This window comes from Candidatus Buchananbacteria bacterium CG10_big_fil_rev_8_21_14_0_10_42_9 (assembly GCA_002773845.1).
In the GTDB taxonomy this organism is placed as follows: Bacteria; Patescibacteriota; Patescibacteriia; order Buchananbacterales; family 21-14-0-10-42-9; genus 21-14-0-10-42-9.
The window spans coordinates 13,531-34,162 of the sequence record PEZZ01000034.1 but is presented as its reverse complement, the minus strand read 5'-3'; the positions used below and the strand labels follow the sequence as shown (position 1 = coordinate 34,162).

The window sequence follows — 20,632 nt, the reverse complement described above, 5'->3', positions numbered from 1 at the left end:
TATGTATTGGGCCAACTTTTTACATTTACACCAGCCGCCAAATCAAACCAGGGACGTGCTGCGACAACTGGTTAAAGAAAGCTACCAGTTTATCATCAAAACTTTAAACAAAAGCAGCCAGGCCAAATTGACCGTTAACATTTCCGGCAGTTTAGTTGAACTACTTGTTAACTACAAATTTAACAAAGTTCTGGAAGGTTTTATTGAGCTTGCCAAGCAAGACAAAATTGAACTCACGGGCACTGCCAAATATCACCCCATCTTGCCGCTTTTGCCAAGCGAAGAGATTGCGCGGCAAATTAAACTTAATGATAAAACCCTGCAGACATACTTTGAGTCGGCTTACCAACCGAAAGGATTTTACTTACCCGAAATGGCATACAGCAAAGAGGCGGCCAAAGTGATAGCTGACCACGGCTTTGAGTGGATATTGTTAGATGAGATTTCTTACAATGGCAAACTTGGCGCGGTTGACTTTGACCAAAAATACCAAATTAAAAATATTGGGCTAACAGTTGTTTTTAGAAATCGCAACTGGTCAAAATCATTTCCGCCCACAACCGTAATTGATTTAAATAAACAAGAGTTGCCACCCCGGTTTGTGGTAACCGCCACGGACGGGGAAATGTACGGCTATTGGCATAAAGATGACTGGAAAGCTTGGCCGTACGCCTTAGGCTTGCCCAACGTTAAATCAATAAGCATGTCGCAGCTAATTAGGTTGTATAAAAATAGCGAGAAAATCACCCCGGTTAAAAGCAATTGGGAATCAACCGAAGACGAACTTAAACGCAATCATCATTTTGCTCAATGGGACGACCCGCACAATTTAGTTCAAGTTAAATTAAATGAGCTGCGAGAGTTAGCGATTAAACTGGTAAGTAAACACGAGCGCGACAGCAATCACGATTGGGCCAGGCGGCATTTGGATCGGGGGCTGTGTAGCTGTGCTTGGTGGTGGGCGGCGGGACGACAATTAGATGCTTTTAGTCCCGTCAGCTGGAATCCAGACGAAATAGAAAAGGGGTTGCAAGAGCTAATCAAAAGCGTTCGCTCGTTAAAGGGTGCTTCACCCTACGAAAAAATTAAAGCGGAAAAATTGTATCATTCAATTATTACTTTGGTATGGCAACGGCACTGGGAAAAACAATCCTAAAAAACAACTTTAAAGTTGACACATTTTTTGATCAGGCTAAAATGCTGGATTATTTTGATCGACGCTTAAATGACGAGACAATTGCCGGACCGCTAAAATTATCCTTGAAAAGGTTTAAAAAATACAACCGGCGGGCGGTCGTCAGATATGAATTATCCAATGCGAACAAACAGCAATTAATAGTATTTTGCAGTGCCGCGGGGGACGGTTCGCGCAAAAAAACTTTTGAAATTTTAAAATACTTTTTTGATCATAACATTACTACCCAAAAACCGCTATGGTATGACAAGCGCCTCAAAGGGATGTTTTATATTTCGGCTGAAGGGGATAATTTGTACCAGTATATCCAAGGGCAAAAGAACATCGACGCTTGGGTTGAGAAAGCTGGGCTTAAGCTCAGCCAAATTCACGGCTTAAAGCCGTTGCGAAAATTAAAATTGAAAAAGATAGATTTTAAAAATCAAATTGACCCGGAAAATGTTTTACGACGTTATAAAAAAAATTGGCCTAAAGAAACATCGCAGGCCATTGCCTTTAAAAAAAGGCTATTTGCTGAAATTGACAAGATCAAACCGGAGAAAAAAACTTTATGCCATGGCGATTTTCATCCCGAAAACATAATTATTCAAAAGCAAAACCATAAAATCATAGACGTGATTGATTTTACCGACACTGGACTGTGCGATCCGGCCTACGATTTGGGGTCATTTATGCAGCAGCTTGATTTTATGAGCCGAATTTACACGCCTGCCGCTAAAATAGAAAAATTACAACAGCAATTTTTTAACACCTATTTAAGCAACCGGAATATTGCGGCAAGTGATGAGCTAATTTACAAAATCACGCTGTTTCAAATTTTAACGGCGCTAAAAAGTGCCATCTTTTTTATGCCGTCTTTAAAAAAGCCAAAAAAAACGGCGATTAATTTTCTGCTCCAAGAAATTGAAATTTTATTTAAAAAAATTAGTTAGCCCTACCCGATTTAAGGCGAGCGTTGTATAATTTAAAAAATATGGCAAGATCAGAAATTTATTTAGGGGTTGATGTCGGTGGCACAAAAATCCACGCTGGCTTAGTGTCTCAAACCAAAGTAATCAAACAAATACGCGTTGCTACTGGCGTTAACCAAGGCCGCCCAGCCGTGATTAACAATATCAAAAAAACAATTTCCGAGCTTAACTCAAGCCAAGTTAAGGGAATTGGTGTAAGCATTGCCGGCTCTATATCGGCTGATCGCGGGTCTGTTTTATTTAGCCCAAACTTGCCTAAAAATTTTAAAAATGTGCCTTTAGGAAAAATTTTGAAAAAAACTTTTAAAAAAGAAATTAGAATTGAAAACGATGCCAATTGCTTTACCTTGGGCGAAGCGATTTTTGGGGCTGGTAAAAAATATGACAATGTTGTCGGCTTAACCTTGGGCACCGGCGTGGGCAGCGGCTGGGTGATGAATAGTAAAATTTACAGCGGGGCACAACACTTAGCCACTGAACTTGGCCACACGACAATTGTCGACCATGGCATTGAGTGCAACTGTGGGCAAAAGGGCCACTTGGAAATTTACGCCTCAGGTTCGGGCATGATTAAACTGTACAAGCTAGTCGCCGGCAAAAAAGCAGACGCTTATGAAATTGAAAAAAAAGCCAAACGGAAAGACCGCCAAGCCACACAAGTTTTTCATATCATGCAAGAAGCTTTAGCGGTTGGTTTAGCAAATATTATAAACGGGTTAAACCCTGGCATTGTCGTGCTTGGCGGCGGCCTAATTCGTGTGCCTTTATTTTGGCGCCCAGCCATTGCTTTAGCGCGCAAAAAACTAATTTACCAACCTTCAAAAAGGATCCCGATTGTCAAAGGCAAGCTCGGCGAAAACGCCGCCGTGCTTGGAGCGACATTATTGTTTAAACAATAACATTACCGCCGTGCCCATTCCTCAACTGTCAACTAAAACTCATTCGCCTAAAAACTGGAGCAAAAAACCATTGCGCTCCCGAACTAGCCGCAAGCTGCCAAAAATCACCGGCCATAAGCCCTTCAAAAAACCGCCTAAAATTCCCACGGAATGGTTGGTGTTGGCCATCAAAGGCGCAGCAATACTTTTTGCCGGAGGAGTTATCCTGTTAATCGGCGCATTTATTTGGTACGGCAAGGATTTGCCTCCGCCCGGTGGAATTATTGACCGTGAAGTTCCGTTATCTACTAAAATCTACGACAAAACCGGCGAAACCGTTTTGTTTGATATTTTCAAAAACCAACAACGCACCCAAATTGAACTAAGCGATATTCCAGACTACGCCATTGAAGCGACTATTGCCGCAGAAGACAGAGATTTTTATACTCACTCTGGCTTTAGCGTCCGCGGCATAGTTAGAACTATGATTACTAACATTTTACGCAATGAACGCGCCGGCGGATCAACGTTAACCCAACAGTTAATTAAAAACGCGATATTAAGCCCGGAAAAAAAGTACTCCCGGAAAATTAAAGAGTTAATATTAGCCATCCAATTGGAGCGAAAATTTACCAAGGATGAAATTTTAAGGTTGTACTTTAACGAAATACCTTACGGCTCGGTTGCCTACGGTATCCAGGCGGCGTCTGAAACCTACTTTAACAAACAAGCTAAAGACTTAACCTTGGCCGAAGCGGCAATTTTAGCCGCCCTGCCTCAGTCGCCAACTTATTATTCACCTTATGGCAGCCATTACGATGAGCTAATTAGGCGCCAACATTATGTTTTAGATGCCATGGTCGACGAAGGCTATATTGCCAAGCAAGAGGCCGAAGCAGCTAAAGAACAAGAGCTTAGCTTTCGCAAACGTGAGGAAGGGAATATTACCGCACCGCATTTTGTAATGTATGTCCGCGAATTATTAACCGCTAAGTATGGTGAACGACTAGTTGAGCAGGGGGGGCTTAAAGTAATTACCACCCTTGATTTATCCAAGCAAGAAAAAGCCGAAAAAGCGATTGAGGAGGGAATTGAAAAAATACGCAACTTAGGCGGATCAAATGCTGCGCTGTTGTCGCTTGATCCAAAAACCGGTCAAATTGAAGCCATGGTAGGCTCGGTAGATTTTTTTGACGAAGAAATTGATGGCCAAGTTAACATTACCACCCGCTTACGCCAACCAGGCTCTTCTTTTAAACCAATAGTTTACGCCGCCGCATTTAAAAAGGGCTATACCCCCGGCACTATTTTGTATGACGTTGTTACGCCATTTTCAACTGACATTGAAGGCACATATAAACCTAAAAATTACGACTTAAAAGAGCATGGGCCTGTCACTATCAGAAAAGCCCTGGCTGGCTCACTAAATATCCCGGCCGTTAAAGCAATTTATTTAACCGGAATTAATAATGTGCTGGATTTAGCCGAAGATTTAGGTTACAGCTCGCTTGATAACCGATCTCGCTTTGGCTTGTCGTTGGTACTTGGTGGAGGAGAGGTGCGCATGATAGAACATTTAAATGCCTATGCCGCCTTTGCTCGCGAAGGCATTCAACACGAGGTCAGCGCTATTTTAAAAGTTGAAGACAAGGATGGTAATGTGCTTGAAGAATGGGAAGATAAAAACCAACGTGTTTTAGAAGAACAAACTGCCCGCCAAATAAATAACATCTTGTCGGACAACAACGCCAGGGCTTACGCTTTTGGTGAAAACAATTATCTTACTTTAGGTAGTCGGCCTGTGGCCGCCAAAACCGGTACCACTAATGACTATCGCGATGCCTGGACTTTGGGCTACACACCATCAATTGCCGCCGCGGTTTGGGCTGGTAACAACAATAATGACGCGATGAACCTTGGTGCGGCAGGCGGAGCGGTATCAGCGCCAATTTGGCGAAACTACATGCAATTAGTGTTGGGCGACACGCCCGTTGAATACTTTAAAGAGCCTAATCCGGTTGTGACTGGCAAAGCTGTTTTGGACGGAGAATCATCATCTGGCCCTGGAATTCCGGTTAAAATTGATAGATTTTCAGGCAAGCTTGCCACCCAATACACGCCTGAACACTTAGTCATTGAAAAAAAATTCACCCAAGCTCACAGTATTTTATTTTACATCAATAAAGACGACCCCCAAGGCGATACACCGCCAAACACCAATGACCCGCAATTCGCAAACTGGGAAGGGGCGATCCAACGCTGGCTAGACGAGCAAGGCTTAACTAATGAAACCCAACCAACCGAATATGATGATGTTCATCTGCCAGAATACATTCCCTCAATTATTATTGAAAGCCCAACTAACAACAGTAAAATCTCGAGCCGAGACATAAATGTGCGAGTTAACGCCAGCGCGCCGCGAGGAGTCAGCCGCGTGGAATATTATTTGGAAGATCATTTAGTTGGCACTTCACGTTTACACCCATACGAACTTGACACTTATCTTGGCGCCCCGGCGATAACTAGCGGGTTTTACACCTTAACCGCTAAAGTCTTTGACGATGTAGACAATACGGCTAGCGACCAAATTAGCTTGAATTTACTTTTGCCAAGCCTGCCTGTCACAATTAATTTAACTGAGCCGGCTTCCGGCACGGCCGCAACCGAATCAGACTTCCCGCTAAATATTGCCGCGACCTTATCTAGCCTGGGCGGCATTAAAGAGGTTACCTTCTTTTTTACTAAAACGGGCGGCGCACCGTCGTTTATTAACACCACTAAACAAGTTTCCTCAAGCCCGGTTAAAACTATTTGGCAAGAGATACCTCCGCCAGGGGGGTATGAAGTGTATGCCGTGGCTTTAGACGAACAAGGCCGCCGGTTTGAAAGCCGCCGGGTTAATATTACAATTTCTAAACCTGAATAATACTTATGATATCAACCATCTTTTTTGACTTTGATGGTGTTTTGACCACGGATAAAAACGGCTGGTACACAACATGTAAAAATATTCAAAAGACAATCCCCAAAACAAAACTTCAATCCATTATTGATTGCTATTTAAAGCATACGCCAAATTTGAGTCGCGGTGAAATTAGCCATCAAGAAATGTGGCCAGACTTTTGCGACTGTGTGGGCGAAAATATTGATATTAATATTTTACCTCAAGCCTTGGCCAACGCGCCTAAAAACGAAAAAATGCTTGGCTTGTGTAAAAGGCTAGGCCAAACCTACCGGCTTGGAATTATTACTGACAACAACTTGGCGCGCTTCAATTTACTCAAAACAAAATGGGGCTTATCAAGACTATTTAAAGTTATTTGCTTGTCGGCCGAGCAAGGTGCGCTTAAGACAGACCAGGACTTATTTGAAAAAGCTCTTGAGCTAGCAGGCGTTAAAGCAAAAGATAGCGTGTTTATAGATAACCACGAAAAAAATCTCACTATTCCAAGGCAAATGGGCTTTAAGACTTTTTGGCATGACCATGAGAAAAATGATATTAATCTTTTGGTCACTCGACTTCAAGCCTGGGGTATAAAAATTTAACCTAAAACAAAAACAACCTGCGGATACGTCATCCCCGCGAAGGCGGGGATCTAGTTTTAAATTCTGGATTCCGGCCCACAGGCCGGGATGACAATGCAGATTGCCTTTGTGGTGGCTCTGAACGAATGACTGTCTAAGAGCCGTTGTCCTCGGTCTCGGCCCTCCTAAGCCGATACTGAGAGCACGCGTCAACCACGAACAGCAACGACGCGATTTGTTGAATTGCCAGCAGGGGTTTGTCTTGAATGGTCATTAGAACAGCGTTAGAACTGTTCATGACCATAAACCCGAAGAAGCCTCTTGGGTTTTGGTGCGCGAGTAGGTAGGTGCCAGTCAAAAATCCTACTGACACTCCCAGCTCCAGCCACTGTGTAATACTTGTGACCCCACCAAAGTCGTACAGACTAGAGGTAAAAGCTACCACCCCAAAACTGCACCTAATCCATAACGTACCTCCTCTCAGGTAGCAGACCCCGCATCATAAAATAAAAACTCCCCGCTGTCAACTTAAACAAAAACAACCCAAAAAAGTAAAGCCCCCTGTTAAGGGGGATTTAGGGGGTTCAATTAACGCCCCCAACCACCACTTTAATTACTCTTGAGAGATCTCTCGGCTACGCTCGAGATGACCGATAGGCTGCTTTTTATCAATTATTGCTTAATCGGCATGATGATATAAATGTATTGCTCGTCGCTGCTTGGCCTTACTATGACTGGGCTTGACCCATCTATTACCTCCACCACAACCTCAGAAGTGTCAATTACCTGCAGCACGTCTAATAGATAGCGATAATTTAACACGGTGGAATTACCCTCTCCGCTTACTTCTGTGTTAATATCGGTAGTGTTTTCGCCCAACTGGTTATTAGACGAGGTGATAGTGATTTTGTTGTCTTTGGCTGAAAAATCTAAAGAGATATCAAAAATACCAGAGCGGGTAAATAAACTCGCGGCCTTAACCGCTTTAATTAGATCCACCCGGCTTACAGTTGTCTTGGTTTTACCCTTGTCTGGGATAATTTGTTTATAGTCAGGATACTGCCCTTCAATTAACCGTGAGGTGATATCAATTTCGCCAACATTAAATAAAATCTGGTTGTCGTTAAGATATATTTTCACTTCTTCCACCTCTTCAATTGCGATATCGCTTTTAACACTACCTAAAATGCGAAGTAACTCTAGTATGGTGCGTACCGGCACAATCACCGATTTATTACTACCCCCTTTTTTAACTTCTAAAACGCGTTCTGCGAGCCGATAACTATCAGTCGCGGCTAAGGTTATGTTTTCTTTACTAAACTGCATAAAAACGCCTGAAATTTCTGGCCTGGTTTCATTCACGGTAATAGCAAACGCCACTTCTGACAAAGCTTGACGAAGATCATCAATACCTACAATTATCGGGTTTTCCTTTACCACGTCAGGGATAACTGGAAAATCTGTTGCTGATAAGCCTTTGATTTTAGTTTTATTTTTTTTACATTGGACCGATAAGGTATCCCCCCCAACCACCTCCAGGGTAATATTTTCCTTGGGTAAAAAACTAATGTAGTCGGTTAATAGGCGTGACTGGGTGGTAGTTTCGCCCTTAGACTCTACCTTACCGCGCACCTGGCAACTCACCGCAATCTCTAAATTTGTAGCCATTAGTATAATACCGTTATCAGTGCTTTTGATTAAGACGTTATTTAGGATTGGCAGGTTAGCGCTTTTGGCGGCGATATGCCCAGCTATGGATAATCCGTAGAGCAAATTTTCTTGGGTACATATTAATTTCATTTTATCGTTTATTTATTTAATAATATTAATAATATAACTTGTGGAAATATGGATAAGTTTAAAAATTGTTAAATATACTTCGGATAATTTTAAAAAACCACTTTTTTAATTCCGGACAAACTGCGTAAACATGTGTGTGAGAAGTGCGGGTGGAATGTGGTTATTTTTAAGAGTTTTATTTTGGTGTTGATGAGCTGTTGAGTACTTTTTTTGTTTTTAATAATGTGTGTGTAGTTTGTTAAAGGTTTATACCTAAGCCATCCACATTATATCCAAAAGTTTTTTAACTATAAAGACGTTCGCGGATAAAAGTGATGTCTTGTTTTATTTTTTCATCCTCATTAACCGCTTTGGATATTTTGGAATAAGCGTGCATGGCGGTGGTGTGGTCACGATTGCCAACAAATTGTCCGATCGACGGGTAGGAGGTGTTAATTTCTTCGCGCATTAAAAACATGACAATTTGGCGTGGGACGGCTAAGTTTTTTTTGCGGCAATCACCCAATAAATCATCTATTTCAATGTCGTAAAAATCAGATACCGTATTAATAATTTGCTTGGGCGTGACAGTTTTTTTGGCTGGAGCGGCGGTAAGGCTAGCTAAAATAGTTTTTGCGCTTTCTTTATCTATTTTTTTCTTATATAGCTGTTGGTGGGCCATTAGTTTGTTTAACGCACCTTCTAGTTCGCGAATATTATTTTGAATGTTAGAGGCTAAAAAGTTGATTACCTCGTTAGACAAATTAAAATTTCTTTCTTGGCATTTGGTTTCTAAAATCGCGATACGAGTTTCAAGGTCGGGGATGTTGACATCAGCCATCATGCCCATCTCAAAGCGTGAAACTAGCCTATTTTCTAGTCCGGGTATGGCTTTGGGGGGGCGGTCTGACGACATTACAATTTGTTTGTTGTTTTGGTGGAGTTCATTAAAAGTGTAAAAGAAGGCTTCTTGGGTGCCGTCTTTGCCGGCTAAGAATTGGATGTCATCAATTAAAAGCACATCCACAGAGCGGTATAAGTCTTTAAATTTGTTGGGGTTAGTTTTAACTGATTGAATAAAATCATTGGTAAATTTTTCGCAAGTGACGTATAAGATTTTTCGCTTGGGACTTTGCGTTTTTAAAGCGTTGCCGATAGCTTGCATTAAGTGAGTTTTACCAAGCCCCACGCCGCCGTATAAGAATAAGGGATTATAAGAACCGCCCGGGCGTTCAGCAATTGATTGGCAAGCGGCGCAAGCCAGTTCATTGGATTTACCAACCACAAAGGCAGAAAAGTTAAACCGAGGATTTAATCCGTCCTGTTCAATAACGGTGGCGGTGTCAGTAGCGGTGGCAGAGGAAGCTTCAACCGTCGCCACCCCTGCGTCGCCGTCTTGTCGAGGCATGGTGTTTTCGCTGAATTCTGGTTTTTGGGTTTCAACTTTATAAACCACTTCTCGTACCTCATTGTTAGTGATTTTTTGAAGCGCCCTGATAATAACCATGTGATATTTTTTCTCAAGCCATGCTTTAGTAAAGGTATTGGGCACTGCGACAGTAAGCCGGCCGCCGTCGTAAGCGGTGATAAATGTATTTTTAAACCAGGTGATAAAATTAGCCTTACTGAGCACTAGCTCCAGCTCGCCCAGGGTGGCTTGCCAGAGTTGTTTTTTATTCATGGTCATAGTTAATATAGGCTAGACTTAGCAAAATATTTAGGGGGTGTTAGATGATTACACAGTATAGCATGTGCATACGTTTTGCAACATATCCCCAGCGACTTGTAATGTTATCAAAGTGTTGATAAATTGTGAATACCAATTTAAAATAAATATAGGTAGTGGCAAAAATGTTTTGGATTGACGTTAACGCTTAATTTTAGTACAATTGACCGCACTTGATCATTTGATTATGCCTAAACGAACATACCAACCAAAAACCAGAAGACGCAAGCGTAAACATGGATTTAAAAGCCGCATGAGCAGCCCGGGCGGTAAGCGCGTATTAAAAAGAAGACGCACTAAGCGCCGGTCCAAGCTAAGCGCTTAGGTTCATGTTGGAAAAGGATCTTCGGTTAACGGCGGATAGAGACTTTAAAAAAGTTTTTGCTCGTGGCCACGGGGCGAGGGGCAAGCATTTAGCCATAAAAGTATTGAAAAACAGCCTGGCGGCAAGCCGTTTTGGTGTGGTTGTATCAAGCAAAGTGGCTAAAAAGGCGGTTGCTAGAAATAAATTAAAGCGGCAGTTGCGGGTAATTATTTATAAGCATCTAACACAAGTAAAAACAGGCTTTGATGTGGTGGTGGTAGCCAGGCCGAGCGCGGTAAGCGAGCCTTATCAAGCTTTAAGCGAAGAGTTAGAATATTTATTTGCTCGCGCCAAGTTAGTTAAATGATTACTTTTAAATTTACTTCTCAATTTATCGCGTTAAGGGCAATTCGCCTTTATCAAAAAACATTATCTTTTGACCATGGCTGGCTTCGCGGCTTGTATCCGGACGGGTTTTGCCGTTATTACCCCAGTTGTTCGGAGTACACTTATCAAGCGATTGCTCGCCATGGAGTTTTAAGGGGGTCTAAAATGGGTTTGTGGCGGATTTTAAGATGCAACCCATGGTCACACGGCGGGAATGATCCAGTAAAATAACATGTTTCAAATTTACCAAACATTTTTTTATCAACCCATATTTAACCTCCTGGTATGGTTAGTAAATGTTATTCCGGGCAACGACATCGGAATTGCCATTATTTTACTAACCATCATCATTAAGGGGGTTCTATTTCCATTTTCATTAAAATCTATCCGGTCGCAACGCACGTTACAGCAACTCCAGCCAAAAGTTGAGGCGCTGCGTAAAAAATACGGCAATAAAAAAGAAGAGATGGCTCAAGAGCTGATGAAATTATACCGGACCGAAAAAGTAAACCCGCTATCCTCGTGCTTGCCGCTTCTAATTCAACTGCCTTTTTTTATTGCGGTTTACCGTGTGTTTATTAGCGGTTTGACTAACGGTAGCTTTGATTTGCTTTATCCGTTTATTGAAAATCCAGGCACAATAAGCCCAGTGACTTTAGGATTTTTTGATTTGTCTAAGCCAAATATTATTTTAGCCTTAATTACTGGCGCGGCTCAGTTTTTCCAAACTAAAATGATGGTTGGTAAGCGCCAACCTAATATCCCTGGCGCCGGGGACGAGCGAACGATGGCGGCGATGAATAAACAGATGACTTATATGATGCCGGCAATTACGGTCATTATCGGAATTAGTTTGCCGGCTGGTTTAATTTTATATTGGTTTGTAACCACCTTGCTAATGATTGCGCAACAACATTACACTTTTAAAACCCATCCAGCTGAAAAACCAGCAGTCGTTGAGGGCGAGGTAGTTGAGATGGTGGAAAAGAGTGAAGGGAAAGAAGAATAATATGTTAGAAAACCAGGACTTAGTGAATTTGCCAGTGGAAACCCAAAGCGGTGAGAGCTTGGGGCATATCAACCATTTTGAAATTGATCCGGCTACGCAAGAAGTTGTAAAATATTACGTCAAAGCCGGGCTGATTAAAAATTTGTGGAAAGATCAGCTTGTGATTGACCGGTCGCAAGTGATTTCAATATCTAAAGAAAAAATGGTGGTTGAAGACACAACCTCAAAAGTCACTCAAAGTAACCCAAAGCTAGCGCCAACAGGGTAAAGAGTTTTTATACATCATAGAGCTATACAAAATTCCGGCATAAATATGCACGATTTACACAAAAAGTGGGCACATAGATGGCTGAATCCGCAATCAGAGGCACGTCCTTCCCCTATACAGGGAGTTGGGGTTTTCGCTAAGGATAAAATTTTAAAAGGAGAGGTCGTGGGTGTGCTGGGCGGTGTTATTGTTCATAGAGATGAAATTGAGGAGTATAGATCGATCATGACTCAGGTAGGTATACAAATTGATGAGGATTTTTTTATAGTTCCAACAACTCGCGAAGAGCTTGAGCGCTTTGGAGTTTTTAATCACTCCTGTGAACCAAATGTTGGTTTTTCAAACTCCATCACCCTTGTGGCAATAAGAGACATAGAGCCCAAAGAAGAACTTGTTTTTGATTATGCTTTTTGTGAAACGGCGGAGGAGAATTTTAACTGTAATTGTGGTTCCTCGTTTTGCAGAAAAGTAATTTCTTCTCAGGATTGGAAGAACAAGGAAGTTCAAAATAGATACAAGGAGTATTATTCCCCTTACTTAAGGGATAGAATAAGCTAAACTAATTTTAAAGCTTTTTCCGCTAAAGCTTCGGTTTAGATTGTCAGATTTGGCCTTATAGAAATAAAAACCCCCGGCTGAGGGTCTTTTATTTTTTATCATTAATTAAAAATCTCTTTTTTTGCTGACGATTATTTTACAAAAGATAAAGAGAGCTGGTCAGGCTCTCTCTTGCGTTATTGCGCATGTTTTAAGACCGCTTTTTTGCAGCTTTTTTCTTAGCTGGCTTTTTGTCTGTTTTTTTGGTGCGGCCCTCCGTTAGCTTGTATAAGCTTAGAGATCCTTTCCTGCCGACGCAACCATCACCGTCCCCCATGGCGGTCATCTGTTCCATGAACCGCTCTGGTTGTGAATTACTCCCTCAAGCTCTGTGCCCTTGGCGCAACTCACGTCACCTGGGCCAGCGGTCAAGAAGCTACATGTTTTGCTTGGGTCATCACAGCCGAACTTGCAGACTTCTTTGACATGTTTGGCGGTAAGCTGTTTATTTGCTTCCTTTTTTACAGCTTCGTAGACACCTTTCTTCTCCAGCAGGGGGACGATGGCATCCTTCATTGGTTGATCGAATCCTTCGTAGCCGGAGCAAGCCGACGCAATGTCAGCCAACCGTGTTGGGCTTAAGGATTCGAGCAACCCTTCAGGGAGGTCGTTTTGGCAGGCCATTACTGCCAAGGTAAACCCAATCTCCCCTGCGAGCTTATCAAGGTCGGCTCCGATCCTTTTGACAACTTCCACGGGGCCATGCCTTACATCTCTGTAGAAGAAATCTTTTGTGCCGACGGGGCACAGACGTAGCAGTACACCCTCAAAGTAGATTGCCAAGACGCATGCCGTCACCTCTTTTTTTCACTTACATCTTGACGAGTTACTTTGACGAAGTCGCCGACGCAATACTCTTGAGAGTTTTTCTTTGCTGCATTTTTTTTGGCCACCCAGTCCACCTCCTTCTCTAAATCTAGATGCGTATGTCACCACACCATTATGATGACAGGTTATTTTTATTAAAATTTATTAAAGTGTAAATATGATGATTCATTATTTATAAGAGAATTTATTTAAAATAAGCCAATATTTTTATAATAAAAATAAAGTGTAAGTAATTATTGACACAAATTAAGGATTGTGCTACAAAAAGCTTAGGCGTTTTTATTTATACATTAAAGTAGTTATGAAAAATTTAGTAAGCGATTCAGGTCTGGATGATAATGAAGCTAAGATATATCAGGCGCTGTTAGAGCTTGGGCCTTCAACAGTTAGTCAGGCAACTAAAAAAGCCGGCATTACTAGAACTTTTGGCTATCAAATATTAGAACAGTTAAGTGTCTATGGTTTGGTTAATAAAGTTTCTAGCGAAGGCAAAAAGATACGGTATAGCGCTGAGCACCCTCGACGCTTAGTCCAATTTGTACAAAACAAAAAAAACCAATGGGAGAAGAGATTAGAACGAGTTGAACAAGAACTGCCGGAGCTGGTTTCTTTATATAAATTAATTGATAAACCAATTGTTAGGTATCAAGAAGGCATTGAGGGGTTAAAAGCGATTTATAGCGAATCGTTGGAGACAAAAGATGAAGTTTTATCTATTGCTGACATTGAAGGCTGGAACATGCCTGAATTTAGGCAATGGGGTAAGGACTATAATAAAGAGCGGAGTCGGAGAAAAATTCATGAACGTATGCTACTGCTAGATACGCCTCAAGGACGAGAATGGATGAAAGATTATCGCGGATCTTTTACTTACACTCATTATAAATGGATCAAGGCAGAGCAGTTGCCAGGTATAAAAGAGTTTAGGGGTGAGATTAACGTATATGAAAATAAGGTTGTATTAGCATTGCACCAACAACCAAATATTATGGGCGTAATGATAGAAAGCTTGGCCCTAGTTAACTTACTTAAAGGTTTGTTTAATTTAGCTTGGGAGCAAGGAGTGTCCCCAAAGAAAAATTAAAAATCTCTTTTTTTACTGACGATCATTTTTATTTTTTGGGGAGCGGCTTCAATTTTGACTGGAGTTTTAAAAATTTTTCCGCCATCAGCGGTAATAGAGGCGGTTTTAGGGCCGCGGATAAAAATTCTTTTGAACGGAAAAATGCTTTTAGCAAATTCGGTTCTAAACATGCCTTTGCGGCTGGCGGTTTCTACGAGTAAGTCTAAATAACCATCTTGCGGGTTGAAATGGTTTTGGCCGGCGGCTACATGGGCCGGGCGTAAATTGCAGACATTAATTTTACTGCCGGCATGCTCGGTAGAAACAGCAAATTTATCGTCAAATTCAATTACTGCCTGGCCGTCGGAAATGGTAGCTTGAGAAACAAAATAATCATTATTAATTTTGCCCAAATCAATTTTTTGAATAATTCTAGTGGAAATAGTTTTGGTTGCATCTTCTACAGAGTTAATGCCTAGGTCATGAGCAATTGTGTTGTTTGGCCCAAACGGAACAATACCAAGCACTACTGGCCTGCCAACGATGGCGTTGATGACTTGGAATAAGGTTTTGTCGTTGCCGACCGCTACCACAGTTTTAACGCCGACGCGAACCTCTTCTTCAATTAGTTGTTTGAGGTTTTTTAAGGGCGACAGACGACTAATTTTCCCGCCAATGCCAAGATCTGTCAGTTGCATTTCCATTTTAATAAGTTGCCGCTGATATTTTTTTTCACTCAAGAGACTGTCGTATAAATAAAGATACATAAATTACAGACGCCCGGATTTTAGGCAAGGGGGTCGGGAGGGGTGGCTTCAGCCGCCTTGTTTGTTTTCGAAGCCTTGCCTTTTTTAGTTTTGCCAGAAGTAATTTCACTAGCCTCAGGCTTAGATTTTTTTTGCTCCCCGATTTGGACCTTGCCGTTGACTACCGCCCCGGAAGCAATTGAAGCGGTTTTGCATTTAATATCGCCGAAGACTCTCGCAGAGTTGCTTAAGTCAAGGGAGTCTTGAATCTTAACATTGCCTTGGATTTCCCCGGCTATGTTAGCACTGCCGGCCGACACATTGGCAAAAATTTTAGCATTACTGCCAACTTGTAAATTTCGGTCAGTTTTTAAATTTCCGGTTACTTGGCCTTCAACGACAACATTGCCGGCGGCTTCAAAATCGCCTTCAACTTTAACCGAAGGGCCGATTACGGTATCGACCTCGCGACCCGCTTCATCACCTTTAAACATAGGAGTACATTTAATAGTAATTTTATCTTCATTATTGTAGGCGTTCAGTCATTTTCTGTCAATTTGGTGTCTTGACCCCGTCAGACGGGGTTGACGCGGCGGGCTAGCTGTGATAGCATGCGGTCACTAATAACTAAGTGAAAATAGTGTGCCAGTAAAAAAAGCAGCCATGAAAGATTTGCGCCAAAGTCAAGCTCGGGCAAGCCGCAACAAACAGGCAAAAGAAAATATTGCTTATTTATTAAAGCGTGTCCAAAAATCAGTTGAGGCCAACGACCTTACTAAGGCTGAAGAATATGTGAAGCAAGCGGTCAAAGCGATTGATAGAGCGGTTCAAAAAGGCGTGATGAAAAAAAATACCGGTGCCCGCAAGAAGTCTAGATTGATCAAGTCAGCCAAGCCGCAGGCAAAAAAGTAATTACATTTCAAGCCCGCTATCCGGCGGGTTTTTTGATTATATTTAAAATTATTTTTCCCCCTCACGCACAGTGGGCAAGCATTATTAAAATAAGTGCTAACGTATAACTATTACGCCAAAATGAGCAGATCAAGTAATGCTTGCGGTGAAGTGGCACTGTTTTTTAGGGCTTGGTCGGTTTCTAGTAGCCGATTATAAATAAGCTTTAATTCTTCCAAGCTAAAGTTAGATACTTGTTGGAGTGATTTTTTTACCACAAACGGGTGGAGCTTAGTTGTTTTGGCAATAGCCTTTTCATTTAGATTTTCGCCCGCGAGAGATTTTACGGCCAATAAATTTTTAAATTGCCAGGTGATGGTAGCAAGTAGCGACAAATGATTTATGCCTAAGTGGAATTGGTCTTCTAAAAGCTGTAAGGCTAAGGCGTGCTGACGCTTGCCAATAGCGTCGGTCATATTAAAGACATTGTCGTCAAAAGAACCTATGCTTAAAAGCTCAATTTCGGTTTTGGTTATTTTCTTGCCAGCTGCGTAAGCTTTAAGCTTTTCCATTTCATTAACCAATCGCCACAAATCATTGCCAACCCAGTCAAGCAATAAATCTAAAGCATTAGATTCAATTTTTAAGTTTTTATCTTGGCAATATTTACTGAGCCAGCGTTTTAGCTCATGGGGCTCTAAAGCGCTAAATTCTTGGCTTAGTTTTTCATTTTTTAAATTGTTTAAAAGTTCTTTGCCGGGCTTATGTAAAGGGGTTTTAATTTCTCCGTCCCAAAAAATCAAAATGTTTTCGCTTTGCCGCCGCAAGGCATTTAGAATAGCTTCACAATTTTCCTTGTTTGGCCTCAGGCCAAAAAAGTCCTCCACAATTATCATGCGGCGCTTAGCTAAAAAAGGCGCGGTTAAATAAGATTGTTGGATTGTTTGAGCTGTGGCATTTTTTCCAATTAAAATATCAATATTTAAACCAGACTTATCCACGTCGGCGATAAATTTAGCTTTAAGCTCGTGTAGTTTTTGGCGCGACCGGTAAGTGTCTTCGCCGTATAAGAAAATAAGCATAAAATAACAAATGGCTTAGCAAATAGTATTATAAGCGTTTTTCCATGTAAATAATATCGCCCATCTTTCTAGTTGTGGCAAACCCATTTTTTTCATAGAATTTTATTGCACCGCTAAAAGATTCTGTTGTGTTTAATTTAAGTGTTTTTATTTGTTTTCCTGACAATAGTGAATGACTGCATTAAGAAGGCTTAAGCCCAATCCCATACCACGACAATCCTTGTCTACGTATAGCCTTTCAGTTCTCCTTGGGCGCCTTTTTTCTTTAGGGCTACCGTCCCAATAATTGTATTGTCGTTCGGTATGACCCAAAACATACCTCCAGTCTTCAAGTAGTGTTCTGTTGGGTCGTCCAAGTCTTTATCAAGTTTTTTGTTATATTGATAGCCATATTCTTGAAGCACTTTGGTCACCAGACTAGCCACACTAGGTTGATCAGAATCAGAATATTTTTTTATTTGATACTTTTTCATTGTTTAATTTGACAGCAGGCTCCCTCTCTTTAAGAGAGAGCTCGCCCGACCTAATGGCTTCATAACCACCCTGGCGGGGGAGTAAGAGCGAGGTAATGCATTATACCCCCTCACCTTTGTCCTCTCCCTCCAAGGGAGAGGAGACTATTTATCTACTTTAATTCGCCCCAATTTTGACCTATTTGAACGTGCGTTTCGATGGGGCAACGGAGCTTATAAATATTTTCCATTTTGTCGGTAATAAATTCAGTGACTTTGGTAAGATCATTGTTTGGCACCTCAAAGACTAATTCGTCATGAACTTGAAGTAACATTTTAGCGTCGCGGCTGATTTTGGGCAAGCCTTTGTATATTTCTATCATGGCAAGCTTCATTAAGTCAGCGGCGGTACCTTGAATCGGGTGGTTAACGGCGGCGCGTTCAGCGGCGGCGCGAACTTGGTTTTGGCTGGAACTGATTTCAGGAAAAAATCGTCGGCGGCCAAAAATAGTTTCAGCATAACCTTGTTTGCGGGCAATTTCTTTGGTTTCTTCTAGATAGTTGTGAATGGGCGTGTGCAAATTAAAATAGCGATCAATAAAATCTTGGGCCTGTTCGCGGGGAATGTCTGCGTATTTGGATAAACTTACATAACCCATGCCGTAAATTATGCCAAAGTTAATCGCTTTGGCGGCGTAACGATCTTTTTTGGCCACCTTATCTAGCGGTATTTCATTAATGTCGGCGGCAGTTCGCGTGTGAATATCTTCCCCTTTTTTAAATGAATTAATCATTTTGGCGTCGTTAGCCAAAGATGCGATAATGCGAAGTTCAATTTGGTTGTAATCAGCAGATAATATTTTTTTTCCGCGTCCGGCGACAAAAGCTTTACGAATTTCACGGCCGATATCGGTTCGCATGGGGATATTTTGTAAATTGGGATTGGATGAAGATAGCCGGCCGGTAGCAGCGATAGTTTGATTAAATTGCGTTCGTACTCGGCCGTCGTCATTGACTAGTTCTGGCAAAGCGTCTAAATAGGTGTTTTGCAGCTTGGTTAATTCGCGATATTGGCTAATTAAATCTATAATCGGGTGCTGGCCGCGCATTTTTTCTAATTCAGCGGCCGCCGTAGAGATTCCAGTTTTAGTTTTGCCTAGCCCTTCGGTTGAAATTTCAAGTTTTTCAAAAAGGATTTCTTTGAGTTGCTGCGGTGAACTAATGTTAAATTTAGTGCCCGCCATTTTATAAATTTTAGTTTCTAAGGTTGCAATTTTTTTTGAAAAGCTGCTCGACATTTTTTTCAGAAAGCCGACATCAATTTCAATGCCAACGCGTTCCATGTCCGCGAGTACGCGCACTAGCGGCACTTCAATTTTGAATAAAATGCCTTCGTTATTGCTTTGCCTGAGTTGTTTTGCCAGAGGTTTAATTAAGCGATATGTAAAATCAGCGTCCTCACAAGAATAGTCAGACATTATTTCAATCGGCACAACCGATAAATCTACAGTTTTGTCTTTGGGCGATAATTTTTTACCGGCGATTTCTTCAAGCGTAATCATTTGATGGCCGAATTCAGTAAAAGCTAAATTATCAAGTTTTAATGCGCGGTTACCCGGGTTGGATAAATAGGCGGCAAGCATTGTGTCAAAATGCACTCCTTGCACTTTAAGGCCATGGCTTTCAACTACTTCCAAGTCGTATTTAATGTTATGCCCGACTTTTTTAATTTTTGAATCGTTAAAAATTTTATTTAGCGCGTCTAAATTTTTTTGGATAATTTGGTTGGTCAGATAATAACCTTTTTTGGCTTGCCATGAAAAACTGATGCCTAGCAGATCGGAGAAAAAAGGATCAAGGTAGCTTGTTTCGGTGTCAAAAGCAAACAATTTTTGCCCGGCCAGCTCTTTATAAAAATCATCAAAGTCTTTTTGGCTGTTAATTAAAGTGTAGTCAAACTGTTTAACCCGCGACTTAGTGTCAACCATTTTACCGAGCATTAGTTGGGTTTGCCGTGTTTTTGGCTGGCTAGATTTAGGCAGTTGATTAATTAATGATTTAAACTCAAATTTTTGAAAAATTTTAACTGCCTTATCAACATCAAAATCTTTAGTAATAGTTTCATTTAAAGAAAATTTTATCGGCACGTCGGTTTTGATGGCTGCCAATTTTTGTGACAAGTAGGCATCTTTTTTGTACTCTTTTAAAAGCTCGCGAACACGGTCTTTGATTTTAGGCGAATCAATGTTTTTATAAACACCGTCTAAATTTTTAAATTCGCTAAGCAAAGTAATGGCAGTTTTTTCGCCAATGCCCTTGACGCCCGGAATGTTATCAGACGGATCGCCCCGCAAAGACTTAAAGTCAATTAATTGTTCAGGGGCAAGCCCGCCATATTTTTCTTTTACTTGTGTTGGCCCGTAGTCAATGGTGTCGGTAGCGCCTTTTTTCACGGTCATTACTGTGGTTTCGGCATCAACTAATTGCAGCGCATCCATATCACCGGTGACAATTATTTTGTGAATACCTTTAGTCTTGGAGTGTTTAACAAGCGTGCCGATTAAATCGTCTGCTTCAAACCCCTGTTTTTCAAAAATGGGTATATTAAAAGCGCGGACAACCTCGCGAACCAAATCAAATTGGGCTATTAGCTCGTCGGGCGGGGCTTCCCGATGCGCTTTGTATTCTTTATATTCTTCATGTCGATGCGTTGGCCCTTTTAGATCAAAAGTTAAAACTAAATATTCGGGCTTGATGTCTTTGATAACTTTAAGCAGCATGGCGGTAAAGCCATACACAGCATTAACTAGCGTACCGTCTTGAGTGGTTAGTGGCGGCAAGACATGCCATGCCCGGTGAATTAAGGCATGGCCGTCAATTACCACGAATTTTTTTATTTTCGCCATTCCTTGTAGAAGAATTTCGAAAAGG

At 41.4% G+C, this 20,632-nt stretch carries 22 protein-coding genes; 13 read left to right on the top strand and 9 right to left on the bottom strand.

The window, feature by feature from the left end:
• Nucleotide 1 precedes the first annotated feature (1 nt).
• The 5 genes from COT81_04310 to COT81_04290 are packed head-to-tail and all read left to right on the top strand — an operon-like array spanning nt 2 to nt 6,590.
• Nucleotides 2-1,156, top strand: a complete 1,155-nt coding sequence (locus tag COT81_04310; GenBank protein PIS04852.1) for a hypothetical protein — start codon at nt 2-4, stop codon at nt 1,154-1,156.
• A complete protein-coding gene (locus tag COT81_04305; GenBank protein PIS04851.1) occupies nt 1,126-2,127 on the top strand; it encodes a hypothetical protein in 1,002 nt (333 codons plus the stop codon). Before COT81_04310 ends, COT81_04305 begins: the two co-directional genes overlap by 31 nt.
• A 41-nt stretch (nt 2,128-2,168) precedes the next feature.
• Entirely contained in the window at nt 2,169-3,065 is an 897-nt protein-coding gene (locus COT81_04300) for a hypothetical protein (GenBank protein ID PIS04850.1), read from the top strand.
• Nucleotides 3,001-5,970, top strand: a complete 2,970-nt coding sequence (locus COT81_04295; GenBank protein PIS04849.1) for a hypothetical protein — start codon at nt 3,001-3,003, stop codon at nt 5,968-5,970. Before COT81_04300 ends, COT81_04295 begins: the two co-directional genes overlap by 65 nt.
• A 5-nt stretch (nt 5,971-5,975) precedes the next feature.
• On the top strand, nt 5,976-6,590 hold the full coding sequence (locus COT81_04290; GenBank protein PIS04848.1) for a hypothetical protein: 615 nt from the start codon (nt 5,976-5,978) through the stop codon (nt 6,588-6,590).
• A gap of 133 nt (nt 6,591-6,723) precedes the next feature.
• Here the strand turns inward: COT81_04290 and COT81_04285 are convergent, their stop codons facing one another.
• From COT81_04285 to dnaA, 3 genes are all read right to left on the bottom strand, one after another.
• Nucleotides 6,724-7,014: a hypothetical protein gene (locus tag COT81_04285; protein ID PIS04847.1), complete on the bottom strand. Its 291-nt coding sequence runs from the start codon at nt 7,012-7,014 to the stop codon at nt 6,724-6,726.
• Nucleotides 7,015-7,241: 227 nt separating this feature from the next.
• On the bottom strand, nt 7,242-8,369 hold the full coding sequence (gene dnaN, locus COT81_04280; protein ID PIS04846.1) for a DNA polymerase III subunit beta: 1,128 nt from the start codon (nt 8,367-8,369) through the stop codon (nt 7,242-7,244).
• A gap of 283 nt (nt 8,370-8,652) precedes the next feature.
• On the bottom strand, nt 8,653-10,035 hold the full coding sequence (gene dnaA / locus COT81_04275; GenBank protein ID PIS04845.1) for a chromosomal replication initiator protein DnaA: 1,383 nt from the start codon (nt 10,033-10,035) through the stop codon (nt 8,653-8,655).
• A 226-nt stretch (nt 10,036-10,261) separates the two neighbouring features.
• On the opposite strand from dnaA, the gene COT81_04270 reads away from it, so the two are divergent.
• From COT81_04270 to COT81_04245, 6 genes are read left to right on the top strand one after another with little or no spacing between them, the layout of a single operon-like run.
• Nucleotides 10,262-10,399 (top strand): 50S ribosomal protein L34, encoded by a 138-nt coding sequence (locus tag COT81_04270; GenBank protein PIS04844.1) that lies wholly within the window; start codon nt 10,262-10,264, stop codon nt 10,397-10,399.
• A 4-nt stretch (nt 10,400-10,403) separates the two neighbouring features.
• Nucleotides 10,404-10,745 carry a ribonuclease P protein component gene (gene rnpA / locus COT81_04265; GenBank protein ID PIS04843.1) on the top strand — a complete coding sequence of 114 codons (342 nt, stop codon included), beginning with the start codon at nt 10,404-10,406 and terminating at the stop codon, nt 10,743-10,745.
• Nucleotides 10,742-10,996, top strand: coding sequence for a membrane protein insertion efficiency factor YidD (yidD, locus tag COT81_04260; GenBank protein PIS04842.1), 255 nt, complete (start codon nt 10,742-10,744; stop codon nt 10,994-10,996). Before rnpA ends, yidD begins: the two co-directional genes overlap by 4 nt.
• 1 nt (nt 10,997) lies before the next feature.
• The gene (locus COT81_04255) at nt 10,998-11,774 is read left to right on the top strand and encodes a hypothetical protein (GenBank protein ID PIS04841.1); all 777 of its coding nucleotides are present in this window, start codon (nt 10,998-11,000) and stop codon (nt 11,772-11,774) included.
• A 1-nt stretch (nt 11,775) separates the two neighbouring features.
• Nucleotides 11,776-12,042 (top strand): hypothetical protein, encoded by a 267-nt coding sequence (locus COT81_04250; protein PIS04840.1) that lies wholly within the window; start codon nt 11,776-11,778, stop codon nt 12,040-12,042.
• 45 nt (nt 12,043-12,087) lie between these two features.
• Complete coding sequence (locus COT81_04245; GenBank protein PIS04839.1) at nt 12,088-12,600, top strand: SET domain-containing protein-lysine N-methyltransferase; 513 nt, start codon at nt 12,088-12,090, stop codon at nt 12,598-12,600.
• A 321-nt stretch (nt 12,601-12,921) separates the two neighbouring features.
• On the opposite strand, the gene COT81_04240 is transcribed toward COT81_04245, so the two are convergent.
• The gene (locus tag COT81_04240) at nt 12,922-13,422 is read right to left on the bottom strand and encodes a hypothetical protein (GenBank protein PIS04838.1); all 501 of its coding nucleotides are present in this window, start codon (nt 13,420-13,422) and stop codon (nt 12,922-12,924) included.
• Between the two features lie 346 nt (nt 13,423-13,768).
• Here COT81_04240 and COT81_04235 point away from each other — a divergent pair, with 346 nt between their 5' ends.
• On the top strand, nt 13,769-14,551 hold the full coding sequence (locus COT81_04235) for a hypothetical protein (protein PIS04837.1): 783 nt from the start codon (nt 13,769-13,771) through the stop codon (nt 14,549-14,551).
• On the opposite strand, the gene COT81_04230 is transcribed toward COT81_04235, so the two are convergent.
• Both COT81_04230 and COT81_04225 read right to left on the bottom strand, forming a co-directional pair.
• Nucleotides 14,548-15,297, bottom strand: a complete 750-nt coding sequence (locus COT81_04230) for a hypothetical protein (GenBank protein PIS04836.1) — start codon at nt 15,295-15,297, stop codon at nt 14,548-14,550. The two genes, COT81_04235 and COT81_04230, sit on opposite strands and share 4 nt — an antisense overlap.
• Nucleotides 15,298-15,317: 20 nt before the next feature.
• Nucleotides 15,318-15,770 carry a hypothetical protein gene (locus COT81_04225; GenBank protein ID PIS04835.1) on the bottom strand — a complete coding sequence of 151 codons (453 nt, stop codon included), beginning with the start codon at nt 15,768-15,770 and terminating at the stop codon, nt 15,318-15,320.
• A 169-nt stretch (nt 15,771-15,939) separates the two neighbouring features.
• On the opposite strand from COT81_04225, the gene rpsT reads away from it, so the two are divergent.
• A complete protein-coding gene (gene rpsT / locus COT81_04220; protein ID PIS04834.1) occupies nt 15,940-16,188 on the top strand; it encodes a 30S ribosomal protein S20 in 249 nt (82 codons plus the stop codon).
• Nucleotides 16,189-16,298: 110 nt separating this feature from the next.
• On the opposite strand, the gene holA is transcribed toward rpsT, so the two are convergent.
• The 3 genes from holA to COT81_04205 form a co-directional block, all read right to left on the bottom strand.
• On the bottom strand, nt 16,299-17,249 hold the full coding sequence (holA, locus tag COT81_04215; protein PIS04833.1) for a DNA polymerase III subunit delta: 951 nt from the start codon (nt 17,247-17,249) through the stop codon (nt 16,299-16,301).
• Between the two features lie 224 nt (nt 17,250-17,473).
• Nucleotides 17,474-17,722: a hypothetical protein gene (locus COT81_04210; GenBank protein PIS04832.1), complete on the bottom strand. Its 249-nt coding sequence runs from the start codon at nt 17,720-17,722 to the stop codon at nt 17,474-17,476.
• Between the two features lie 152 nt (nt 17,723-17,874).
• The gene (locus COT81_04205) at nt 17,875-20,607 is read right to left on the bottom strand and encodes a DNA polymerase I (GenBank protein ID PIS04831.1); all 2,733 of its coding nucleotides are present in this window, start codon (nt 20,605-20,607) and stop codon (nt 17,875-17,877) included.
• Between the last annotated feature and the right edge of the window lie 25 nt (nt 20,608-20,632).

What these genes read in the sequence shown, in the direction of transcription:
- COT81_04310 (PIS04852.1), top strand. Translation starts at nt 2, where the DNA reads ATGTATTGGGCCAACTTTTTACATTTACACCAGCCGCCAAATCAAACC.
- COT81_04305 (PIS04851.1), top strand. Translation starts at nt 1,126, where the DNA reads ATGGCAACGGCACTGGGAAAAACAATCCTAAAAAACAACTTTAAAGTT.
- COT81_04300 (PIS04850.1), top strand. Translation starts at nt 2,169, where the DNA reads ATGGCAAGATCAGAAATTTATTTAGGGGTTGATGTCGGTGGCACAAAA.
- COT81_04290 (PIS04848.1), top strand. Translation starts at nt 5,976, where the DNA reads ATGATATCAACCATCTTTTTTGACTTTGATGGTGTTTTGACCACGGAT.
- dnaN (PIS04846.1), bottom strand. Translation starts at nt 8,369, where the DNA reads ATGAAATTAATATGTACCCAAGAAAATTTGCTCTACGGATTATCCATA.
- dnaA (PIS04845.1), bottom strand. Translation starts at nt 10,035, where the DNA reads ATGACCATGAATAAAAAACAACTCTGGCAAGCCACCCTGGGCGAGCTG.
- COT81_04270 (PIS04844.1), top strand. Translation starts at nt 10,262, where the DNA reads ATGCCTAAACGAACATACCAACCAAAAACCAGAAGACGCAAGCGTAAA.
- rnpA (PIS04843.1), top strand. Translation starts at nt 10,404, where the DNA reads ATGTTGGAAAAGGATCTTCGGTTAACGGCGGATAGAGACTTTAAAAAA.
- yidD (PIS04842.1), top strand. Translation starts at nt 10,742, where the DNA reads ATGATTACTTTTAAATTTACTTCTCAATTTATCGCGTTAAGGGCAATT.
- COT81_04255 (PIS04841.1), top strand. Translation starts at nt 10,998, where the DNA reads ATGTTTCAAATTTACCAAACATTTTTTTATCAACCCATATTTAACCTC.
- COT81_04250 (PIS04840.1), top strand. Translation starts at nt 11,776, where the DNA reads ATGTTAGAAAACCAGGACTTAGTGAATTTGCCAGTGGAAACCCAAAGC.
- COT81_04245 (PIS04839.1), top strand. Translation starts at nt 12,088, where the DNA reads ATGCACGATTTACACAAAAAGTGGGCACATAGATGGCTGAATCCGCAA.
- COT81_04235 (PIS04837.1), top strand. Translation starts at nt 13,769, where the DNA reads ATGAAAAATTTAGTAAGCGATTCAGGTCTGGATGATAATGAAGCTAAG.
- COT81_04230 (PIS04836.1), bottom strand. Translation starts at nt 15,297, where the DNA reads ATGTATCTTTATTTATACGACAGTCTCTTGAGTGAAAAAAAATATCAG.
- COT81_04225 (PIS04835.1), bottom strand. Translation starts at nt 15,770, where the DNA reads ATGTTTAAAGGTGATGAAGCGGGTCGCGAGGTCGATACCGTAATCGGC.
- rpsT (PIS04834.1), top strand. Translation starts at nt 15,940, where the DNA reads ATGAAAGATTTGCGCCAAAGTCAAGCTCGGGCAAGCCGCAACAAACAG.
- holA (PIS04833.1), bottom strand. Translation starts at nt 17,249, where the DNA reads ATGCTTATTTTCTTATACGGCGAAGACACTTACCGGTCGCGCCAAAAA.
- COT81_04210 (PIS04832.1), bottom strand. Translation starts at nt 17,722, where the DNA reads ATGAAAAAGTATCAAATAAAAAAATATTCTGATTCTGATCAACCTAGT.
- COT81_04205 (PIS04831.1), bottom strand. Translation starts at nt 20,607, where the DNA reads ATGGCGAAAATAAAAAAATTCGTGGTAATTGACGGCCATGCCTTAATT.